The organism is Hymenobacter agri (genome assembly GCF_054778495.1).
This window is the reverse complement of sequence record NZ_BAAGZM010000593.1, coordinates 1-2,625: the sequence shown is the minus strand read 5'-3', so window position 1 is coordinate 2,625 and position 2,625 is coordinate 1. Positions and strand designations below refer to the sequence as shown.

General features: G+C 65.5%; 1 protein-coding gene and 1 pseudogene. One reads left to right on the top strand and one right to left on the bottom strand.

Annotated features, from left to right (window positions below):
- Positions 1 to 240, top strand: a pseudogene (locus tag ACYVDE_RS19855) (hypothetical protein); the annotation flags it as partial.
- A gap of 42 nt (positions 241 to 282) precedes the next feature.
- Here the strand turns inward: ACYVDE_RS19855 and pelA are convergent.
- Positions 283 to 2,331 carry a pectate lyase gene (pelA, locus tag ACYVDE_RS19850; RefSeq protein ID WP_460503271.1) on the bottom strand — a complete coding sequence of 683 codons (2,049 nt, stop codon included), beginning with the start codon at positions 2,329 to 2,331 and terminating at the stop codon, positions 283 to 285.
- Between the last annotated feature and the right edge of the window lie 294 nt (positions 2,332 to 2,625).

Here is a 2,625-nt window from a genome sequence, read left to right as displayed (position 1 = left end):
TGGCACCGCATCAGCGGGCCGGGCCGCACTGCGTTCAACTTCTACGTGTATCCGGCCACCGCCTGGCCGGGGCCAGAGCTGACCACTCGCCAACAAGCAGCCGCGCAGTTGGCTGCCACGGCGGCCCCTATTGCCTCGGCTGCTACTCCCGACACCGTGCCGGTGCCGTGGCCAGCGGGGTGGTTTTTCGGTCTGTTTCTGCTGGCAGCGGGGTATTTATGGCTGGAAGAAAAACTGTAGAGACGTAAGCAACACTTCGCGTCTCTGCGTCTGCTCATCCCGTTACTTGCCGCCCTCGCTACCTACCCGCTTGCGCCACGCCGGGTAGTCTACGGCCAACAGTTCGGCGGGCCAGGTGCCGACGTAGGCGTAGCCGGCGCGGCGCTCGTTTTCGATTTCGCGCAGCTTGTAGTGCACCTGGCTGTCGCGGCCCACGTAAATCGGCCGGTTGGTGCCCAGCTCGTAAAAGCGGGCCCATAGCACCGCGCCGGGCTGCGCCACAAGCACGCGGTCGATGCCACGCGGCTCCTGCGGCGCGGCAATTTCCCTGAGGGCCAGGTTGGGCATTTTCACCTGCTCGAACCAGGTCACGGCGCCTTCCACCGCCGCTCTTATTTCAGGCGTGGGTTGCTCGGTATCCATCAGAAAGCGCACAATGCCGACCGACTCTTCGCCGCTGAGCGAGGGCAGCTCGAAGGCGCGGGCCTTGGCGGGCAGCAGGCTCACCTCGTCGTACTGAGCGCACCAGGCCGTGGGGCGGCCCTGCTGCATCACCTGGGTTTTGAGGATGCAGGCCAGGCCCCGGGCCACGGCATCTTTGGCCGGGCCCACGAGGTCGGGGCTCACTAGGGCGTACCGCTCCTGCTGCCGGGCCACGCTGCGCAACACGGTCAGGGCCCGAATCATGGCGTCGTCGTTGTAGGTGATTTCGTGGCGGTAGCTGCTTAAGTCGGGATAGAACTGCGGGAAGCCGCCGTTGGCGTACTGCATTTTCAGCAGGTAGCGAATACCGTTTTCGGCGGCCTGGCGGTAGGCCGGGTTGTTGGTTTGCTGGAAGGCTTTGAGCAGGTAGTGGATTTCGCGGGTCGTGGCGTCGTTGTCGATGGTGGCGTCGTTCTGGTTTTTGCCGTCGAGCAGGCCGGCGCGGGCGCCGGGGCTGAGGCGGGCGGCGTAGCTCACCTTCACCTCGCCCAACGCCTTGGGCCAGCCGCCCACCGCCCGCTGGTAGAGCAGCATCTTTTCGGCGGTGGTATCGAGTTGGCTGGCGGGTAAGGGCGGCGTGGCGCGCACGGCCCCGGTCAGCGGGTTCCAGCGCCCGCCAAACGTCCAGGCCGCGGTAATCTCCCGGGCTTTCGGCGAGCCCTCGGCGGTATTCAGGTTGTCCTTCATCCAGGCAAAGTCGCCGCCCGCGCGGTGGCAGTTGGCGTAGTACACGCGGCGGCCCCACTGCTTGGCGCCGGGCCCCGAGGCCGCATGGTAAATGTCGGCATCGGCCATGTTGGCCGCAAACCGGCAGTTCACCAAATAAAACTGCGCCTCGCGGTGGAAGCGCCCGAGCTTGAAACCGTCGTCGCCCGTGAAAGTGCAGTTGCGCAGCACGGTTTTCGAGTCGCGGCTGCCTGAGCCGTCGTGCCAGATGGCCGCTTCCTTGCTGTGGCAGATGAAGCGGCAGTTTTCGGCGTAGGCCCAGCCGCGCGGGCAGTAAAAGTCCACGCCGCCCTCCATCGTGCAGTCCTGAAAATAATACGCGCCGGCCTCCATGTCCCAGGGGCTCACGGTGTCGCCGCCCAGCGCCCGGAACGTGCAGTGCCGTACCACGAGGCGCGTGGTGCCGGGCAGGGCGCGCAGGGCCATCTGGTGGCCGGTTTTGCTCACGGTTTTCCGTCCCGTCGGGGCCGTGGGGCAATCAATCGTGACTTCGCCCGCCGCCTCGAAGCCGTAGCTGTTGACAACGGTGAGGTTTTCGAGGGTGATGTCGGGGCAGTTGCGCAGGTTGAGGGTGGCCACGCCCCAGTCGCCGGCCGTGGCGCCGGGGCCGCACAGCCACATATCGCGGGCCTGCGGGTAAGTCAGCACCACGCCCTTCTCGCTCTGGCCTTTCAGCACCACGCTGGCCTTGCCATCGAGGTAGACTTTCTCGCGATAAATGCCGTTTTTCAGGTACACCGTGCGCGGCTTCGCGGCCGTATCGGGCAGGCTGTTGATGGCTTCCTGAATGGTGCGAAACTGGCCCGAGCCGTCGGCTGCCACGGTTACCGTTTGGGCGTGGCCCGCCGGCCCGCCGGCCAGCAGCAGCCACCCGATTACCAGCGTTGGCAACAATGTTTTCATGACAAGTCAGGCAGATTGCGCGGAGAATTACTCAATAAAAATCCTGCCGCAGCCGGTCACCAACAAGCATTTACCCCGATTTACTTGCGCAATCGTTCCCGACAACGATGCCGCTTTCGGCCCAACAAAAAAGCCCCCGCGGGTGCGGAGGCTTTTCTGTGAAAGCTGGTCTGTCGGCTTAGCGCCGCTCGATGCGGCGTACGGCCAGGGTGCCGCCCTGTTGCACCTCCAGCAGGTAGAGACCCCGGGCCAGGCTGGCCGGCAGCTGCAGCTGGTGGTCGGCGGCCAGCGCGG

What these genes read in the sequence shown, in the direction of transcription:
- pelA (WP_460503271.1), bottom strand. Translation starts at nt 2,331, where the DNA reads ATGAAAACATTGTTGCCAACGCTGGTAATCGGGTGGCTGCTGCTGGCC.